Below are 6,948 nucleotides of genomic sequence, written 5' to 3'. Positions count from 1 at the left end.
AGTCCGACACCGCCCCGTGGTGGACGGACACCGCGTACACGCCGCCCAGGGGCGGGCGGGAGCCACTGCCGTCTGTCGTCCGGGAGACTCAGGCCGCGCGCTTCGCCGGGAAGGCGTGCGTCCGGGCCGCGACCACCAGGGCGATCAACGGGATCACCAGGATCAGGACGGTCCACGGGAACGAGGACGGCCCGGCGGCCGAGAGCAGGATCCCACCGGCCACGCCACCACCGGCCATGAACGAGTTCCAGACCGTGACCAGCAGCGCCTGGCCGCGACTGCCGCCGGTGTTGGTGACCGCGGTCTGCAGCAGGGTGGCCAGGCCGCCCCAGCCGAGACCCCACAGCACCATCGCGCCGTAGAGGGCCACCGGGCTGCCGGGCGTCAGCGCCAGGAAGACCGCCGCCACCGTGAACAGGACGCAACTGGCGATGGTCAGTTCGCGCAGGTAGCGGTCGATCAGGGTGCCGGTGATCCAGATGCTCAGCATCGAGGCGAGACCGAAGACCAGGAGGACGATGTCACGGTTGTCGCCCATCTTGTTGTCGTCCAGGAAGGAGGCGATGTACGTGTAGAAGGTGTTGTGGGCGAGCACGTAGGCGGCCACCACGACCAGGATGATCGACACACCGGGCAGCCGCAGGGCCTGCAGGATCGGCTCGCGGTGGCCGGCCTTCTGGCCCGGGTGGTCCGGCACCGAGGCGATGATCCAGAGCAGCAGCAGCACGGTGACGGCGGTGATCAGACCGAACGTCAGACGCCAGCCGAACACCTTGCCGAGGAAGGTGCCCGCCGGGATGCCCAGGGAGAGGGCGAGCGGAATGCCGATCATGGTGATCGCGATCGCCCGGCCGACCAGCTGCGGCGGCGCCAGTCGACGTGCGTACACCACGAGTTCACCCCAGACGGCGGCCGCGGCCACACCGGCCACCAGGCGGAACCCCATCGTCAGGATGTAGTTGGCGGAGATGGCGGTCACGGTGTTGGCGAGGATGAACGCCACCACCGCCACCAGGACCAGCTGCTTGCGGCGCCAGCCGGCCGTGGCGGCGGCCAGCGGGATGGCCGAGACGCCGGTGGCGATCGCGTAGATCGTCAGCGCCTGCCCCATCGCGGACTCACTGACCGAGAGGTCGCTCGCCATCTCGGGCAGCACACCGGCGGGCAGCGCTTCGGTCAGCACCATGACGAAGGCCGCCGTGGCCAGGGCCAGCAGCGGGGACAGTGGGAGCTTCTGATTCTCCCCGGTATCAGGAGGGGAGCTTGCCGACAGCCCGGTCTGGGAGGTTGCCATGCTTGTTACCTCGAACTCTCATACGAATGCGGATTCAGGACGCTGCGGAACGGGGTGAGCCGACTGCGGATCGGAGAGCGGTTCGTACACGCCAAGCCCCCCGGCCCCACGCAGCGCGCTGCCAGCCGCAACAACCGCCGGCCGTCAGGTCATCCCGTTTCCCACAGAGATGATGGACTTATTTATGTTCTGGCGGAACCGGCTGCCGTCACGCTTAGGGCGAACCGCTCTCCAGTTGGGGCTCAAGCGAGTTGACGAATCGTCAAACACGCAGGTCATAGGTCTGCGGTGGCGCCGATCGATCGATGGGGCAGGGCGGCCGGAGCGCCGCGCGGGCGCTGCGCCGGCCGCCGAATCGGCGGCGAAGTGCGTCTCGGATGATGGACACCTCGCAGGAAGCCGCCTGCCCGGCGGGGCGAACAGCCCCGCCGGGCAGATGAATCACGCCACAAGAGCGGGAACCGGCCAGTGGCCCCTAGGCCTGGGCGTCGGGCTGACCGAACGTCACCTCGTTGGCCAGGACGACGCCGTGGCTCTTGAAGTCGATGGTGATGCGGTCGCCGTGGGCGATCCGGAAGCCGTCGTGGTAGCTGGCCTTGTCGGCACCGAGCAGGATGTAGTTGACCAGACCCGGACGGCGCAGCGCCGGGTACTCGAAGAGGTTGTCCACCATGTCCTGGATCCGGAAGTACAGGGCGTCCTCGCCGCAGTCGAACGGGCCCTCCCAGGCGGGGACGCCGTCACGCTCGATGACCACCCGGCCGGTCACCGAGGCCGGCGGCTCCCCGAGGAACAGCCACGGGGTGATCGAGGTGTCGCACAGCTTGCAGTACGGGTTCCAGCCCGGGTTCTGGATGTGCAGACCGATGTCGCACAGGTCGTTCCCGAAGGTGTAACCGACGTACCGCGGGTTGCCCGCGTCGTCGTTGACGTAGACGAGGGCCAGTTCCGGCTCCTCGATCAGCGCCACCGACTTCTCCGGGACGACCAGCGGGTCGCCGGGCAGCCGCAGCCAGGACCCGAACCCCTTGAAGAACCAGTTGGGCGCGACGAACTCCTCGCCCTCGGTCGGCTCACCCTCGAACTTCGTCTTGTGGGTGCGCATGAAACCGCTCAGCAGGGCGTTCCCGCTGGCCTCCGGCAGCAGCGGCGGCAGGTACCTCACCTGCTCCTCGCCACCCTCGACGGTGATCGGCTCGACCTCGGCCTTGATGGCGGCGACGACGTCCTCGGCGCTGTCGGCGGCGATGAACTCGGCCTGCAGCCGGCCGTCGTTGACCCGGTACAGCGTCAGGGCCTGGCCCGGCGCGGGCTTCTCGAAGCCGACGTAGCGCTCACCCTGGTATTCGCATTCGAAAAGTATGGACATCTCGGTGGTCCTCCTAGGCTCGTTGGTGCGATCGGCCCGGCAGGAGCCGGGTGGTGGTCGGGGCGGTGAGGTCCGTGAGGACCTCGTCGACCCGGTCGACGGCGGCCCGGACCCACGGCAGGGCCAGCGGGTCGGCGGCAGCCAGTGCGGCGTGTTGCTGCTCCGGGCTCTCGCCGTAGAAGCGGCTGGTCGCCGCGCGCAGCCGGAGCGGCTCGGGGGCCTCCCCGAAGGCCTCGGCGCCCAGCACGCCGACGCCGTAGCGGTCGGTGAGCAGCCGGGCCAACTCGGTTCCGGTGCGCACCCCGTGGACGGAGCCGAGCTGCTCCCGCAGCGGCTCGAAGTCCGGGTACAGGTAGCAGGTCGCACGGACCGGTGCCAGCAGGGCCCCGGCGGCGGTGAACCGCTCGGCGGTCGCCCGGGCGACGATCCCGTGCAGCCGGCGCGAGGCCGCCACGTGCGCCACGATCTCCGGCGGCTCGCCGAAGGCGTAGGCCGCCGCCGCCTGGACGGGGGCGGGCGGGCTGGACCAGATCTGGCTGGCGATGGCGAGCAGCCGCGCGTGCAGCTGCCGCCCCAGGGAGCCGTCGGGCAGCAGGGCGACCCCGGTGCGCCAGCCGCCGACGGCCAGGTTCTTGGTCAGCCCGGTGGTGACCACGGTGCGCTCGGGTGCGAACGCGGCCGGGGAGACCGCCGGGGTGGCCGGGTCGAAGACCAGGTCGCAGTAGATCTCGTCGGAGATGATGACGAGATCGAGCTCCCGGGCCGCCTCCCCCAGACGTCGTACGGTGTCGGGCGAGGCGACGGCGCCGGTGGGGTTGTCCGGCAGGGTCACCACGACGGAGCGCGGGTCGTGCCCGGCGGCCCGGGCCGCGAGGACCGCCTCGCGCAGCAGGTCCGGGTCCGGCACCCCGCCCTCGCCCGCCGGGACGGGCACCTTGAGGACGCGGGCGCCGATGAGTTCGGCCTGGGCGGCGTAGCTGACCCAGCTGGGCCTGGGGATCACCACGTCACCGCCGACCGCCATGATCAGGGCGAACAGCAGCGCCTTGCTGCCCGGCCCGGCGACGACCAGCTCCGGGTCGGCGGCCAGCGCGCGCCGCTGCCAGTAGGCGGCCGCCGCCGTCCGCAGCTCCGGGCTGCCGGCCACCGGTCCGTAGGTGGACCGGTCGGCGGCGGCCGCCAGCCGGGCCTTCAGCTCGGGGTGGACCGGCAGGCCGATCTCCCCGCTGGCCATGATCAGGACCTGTTCGCCGGCGGCGCGTCTGCGGGCGAGGGCCTCGTCGGCGGCCAGCGTCGCCGACAGCGTCACCTTCGCGGGCTCGGGCATGGGTGTGCTCCACGGATCGGAGGGGGTCGGTACAGGTGGGTACGGATCGGTACAGGTTGCTACGGGTCGAAACAGGTTGGTACGGGTCGGTACGGATCGGCTCGTGATCGGTACCGGCCGGTTCACGATCGGTACCGGCCGGTGCGGGCCGGTACGCGATCGGGGCGGGGCCGCGGTCCGGACGGTCCGGCGGTCACTGCCCGCCGTAGCGGCGGCGCAGCTCGGCCTTGCGGACCTTGCCGGTCAGGGTCTTCGGCAGGACGTCGACGACCACCAGGCGCTCCGGGAAGAAGCGCTCGTCCTGCCCGGCCGCGCGCAACTCGGCGTGGATCTCGTCCAGTCCGGGCTGCGCGCCGGCGGTCACGACCACCGCGAGGATCGGGTCGTCGGTCCGGCCGGTGGATCCGACCAGGGCCGTCTCGGTGACCTCGGGGTGCCGCGAGATGATCGCTTCGAGCTCCGTCATCGGGACGACGACGCCGTCCCGGATCAGGGCGTCCTTGGCGCGGCCGAGGATGCGGACGCCGCCGCGGCCGTCGTCGCGCGCGAGGTCCCCGGTGTCGAACCAGCCCTCGGCGTTGAACTCGGCGGCGAAGACGTCCTCGCGCTTGTAGTAGCCGAGGGCCTGCGCCGCGCCGCGCACCCGCAGCCGGCCGACCTGGGCGCGCTTGCCCGGATCGTCGCGGTCGTCGATGCGCAGCTCCATGGAGTCGATCGGCCCGCCGTTGCTGCTGGCCGCCCAGTCCTGGTTGTAGTCGAGCCGGGTGATGGTGACGGGCCCGAACTCGGACATCCCCCACACCGAGTAGGTGCGGGCCCCGAGGGTCTCGCGCACCTCGTCCACCAGCTCCTGGAGCACCGGCGCGGAACCGGTGACGGCGTGGCGCAGGGTGGAGACGTCGCGGGGATCGTCCCGCTGGGACCGCGCGATGTCGACCAGGGTGGACGGCGGCCCGTAGAGGAGCGTGGCGCCGTAGCGCTCGACCAGGTCGAGCAGGGCGGCGTTGCGCCGGACGTCCTGGAAGGCGACGGTGGCGCCGAGCATGACACCGGTCAGGATGCCCTGGCCGAAGCCGGAGTAGTGGACCAGCGGGGTGGTGACGGCCGCGACCAGGCTGTCGTCGAGCAGGAAGGTGTCGGCGTAGCCGCGGACGGCCGCGTGGATGGTGTTCTGGCTGTGCAGCACCCCCTTGGACACCCCGGTGGTCCCGGACGTGAACAGCACCACGAACGGGTCGTCCGGGGCGAGTTCGCGCCCGTCCAGCTCGGCCGCGCGCTGCTCCTCCCACGGGACCCCGATGAAGTGGTCGTCGAAGGAGAGCGTGCCGGCGTCCCGGCCGCCGACCACCACCACGTGCTCCAGCGGCAGTTCGGCCTTCAGCGCGGTGAGGTGGGCGGCCAGCGGGTAGTCGTTCCACTCCGGGACGGTGATGCAGACCCGGGCGCCGGTGAGCGCCAGGCGGTGGCGCAGCTCCTCCTCCTGGCACACCGGGTCGATCGGGCAGATGACCGCGCCGACGCGGATGCAGGCGAACAGCAGCGGCACCATCTCCCACCGGTTGGGGAGCTGCACGGCGACGAAGTCACCGCGCTGCACCCCCAGTTCGGCGAGCGCCAGGGCGAAGCGGTCGGTCAGCCGGGCGAGCTCGGAGTAGTCGAGGGTGTCGGTCCGGGCCTCCCCGATCCGGCGCCCGGCGACGGCGAGCTTGTGCGGCCGCAGCCGCGCCTGCCGGCGCAGGTCGTCGAGGAAGGTCTCCTCCCGCCACCAGCCGCGGCGCAGGTACTCGGCCGCGTCGGCACGGGCCGGGGCCCGCTCCGGGCGGGCGGGCGTGCCGGCGCTCATCCGCGCTCCTTGCGGCGGGCGACGAGCAGCTCGGGCAGCGGGTCGCCCGCGCGGCCGGCGGCGATCTCCAGGAGGTCGCGGGTGTTCTGCCGGACCCGGTCGCCGACCCAGTCGAAGACCCAGGCCTTGCGGGCCTCCGCCTCCAGGTGGAACGGGACGACCCGGGTGACGGCCAGGGCCGCCGAACCGGCGCCGCCGATGTTGGCGATCACGCCCGGGACGACGGTGGCGCCCGCGGCCAGCACCTTGGCCTTGCCCTCGGCGCTGGACGCGAGGTTACCGCCCTCGACCACCAGGCGCGCCCGCAGCCGGTGCGCGTTGTCGGCGTTGATCGCGTGCTTCTGCGCCGCCAGGATCAGCAGGTCGGCCTCGACGTCGATCCAGGCGTCCGGCTCACCGGACTGGGTGACGCCCTGCGGCAGGCGGGAGCGGTCGATCCGGCCGAACTCGTCGGTGATGGCGACCAGGTCGGCCACCGGCAGCCGGTCCGCGCTGATGGTGCCCTGGACGTCGGCGACGCCGACCACGATGTGCCCGCGGTCCTCCAGGAAGCGGGCGACCGCGCGGCCCACCGCGCCGAAGCCCTGCACCACGACCCGGGCCGAGTCGGTGCGGCCGCTCTCCTCCAGGGCGGTGACCGCGGCCACCCCCACCCCGTGCCCGGTGCAGTCGATCAGCGGCTCGTAGTAGGTTCGCCAGTCGATCGGCATGTCCGGGGCGCCCAGCCGGAAGCGCGGGTCGTAGCCGGCCTCCGCGAAGAACACGGCCCGGTCCGCCGGGGTGACGCCCATGTCGATGCCGAGGTGGATGCCGCCGTGCAGCAGCGGCTTCACCGTCCGGCCGAAGGTCTTGAAGGTCTCCACGCGGTCGCTGCCGTCGGAGACGATGCCGGCCTTGGCGCCACCGATGCGCAGCCCGGCGAGGGTGAACTTGTCGGTCATGTCACGGGCCAGGCCCGCCACTTCCTCCTCGGTGACCCCGGTGGTCATCCGGGTGCCACCCATGGCCAGGCCGTCGACGAGGGAGTCGACGACCACCCAGCCCTTGATCGCGCCGCCGCTGCCGTTCAGGTGAACGGCGAATGCGGGTGCCTGGGTCTCTTCCACGGTCATTGC

The 6,948-nt window shown here is 72.0% G+C and carries 5 protein-coding genes; all 5 read right to left on the bottom strand.

All coding sequences use genetic code 11. The annotated features are described in order from the left end of the window. Positions 1-88 precede the first annotated feature (88 nt). Entirely contained in the window at positions 89-1,294 is a 1,206-nt protein-coding gene (locus ACFXHB_RS04820) for an MFS transporter (RefSeq protein WP_380572100.1), read from the bottom strand. Between the two features lie 475 nt (positions 1,295-1,769). Continuing rightward, positions 1,770-2,663 (bottom strand): fumarylacetoacetate (FAA) hydrolase, encoded by an 894-nt coding sequence (locus ACFXHB_RS04815; protein ID WP_380572098.1) that lies wholly within the window; start codon positions 2,661-2,663, stop codon positions 1,770-1,772. Positions 2,664-2,676: 13 nt separating this feature from the next. Beyond that, positions 2,677-3,990 carry a pyridoxal phosphate-dependent aminotransferase gene (locus tag ACFXHB_RS04810; RefSeq protein ID WP_380572096.1) on the bottom strand — a complete coding sequence of 438 codons (1,314 nt, stop codon included), beginning with the start codon at positions 3,988-3,990 and terminating at the stop codon, positions 2,677-2,679. A gap of 193 nt (positions 3,991-4,183) precedes the next feature. After that, on the bottom strand, positions 4,184-5,833 hold the full coding sequence (locus tag ACFXHB_RS04805) for an AMP-binding protein (RefSeq protein WP_380572094.1): 1,650 nt from the start codon (positions 5,831-5,833) through the stop codon (positions 4,184-4,186). Further along, a complete protein-coding gene (locus ACFXHB_RS04800; protein ID WP_380572092.1) occupies positions 5,830-6,945 on the bottom strand; it encodes a Glu/Leu/Phe/Val dehydrogenase dimerization domain-containing protein in 1,116 nt (371 codons plus the stop codon). The genes ACFXHB_RS04805 and ACFXHB_RS04800 overlap by 4 nt, the downstream gene beginning before the upstream one ends. Positions 6,946-6,948 lie beyond the last annotated feature (3 nt).

Source organism: Kitasatospora sp. NPDC059327 (genome assembly GCF_042752535.1).
Taxonomy (GTDB): Bacteria; Actinomycetota; Actinomycetes; order Streptomycetales; family Streptomycetaceae; genus Kitasatospora.
This window is presented reverse-complemented; position numbering and strand designations above follow the sequence as displayed.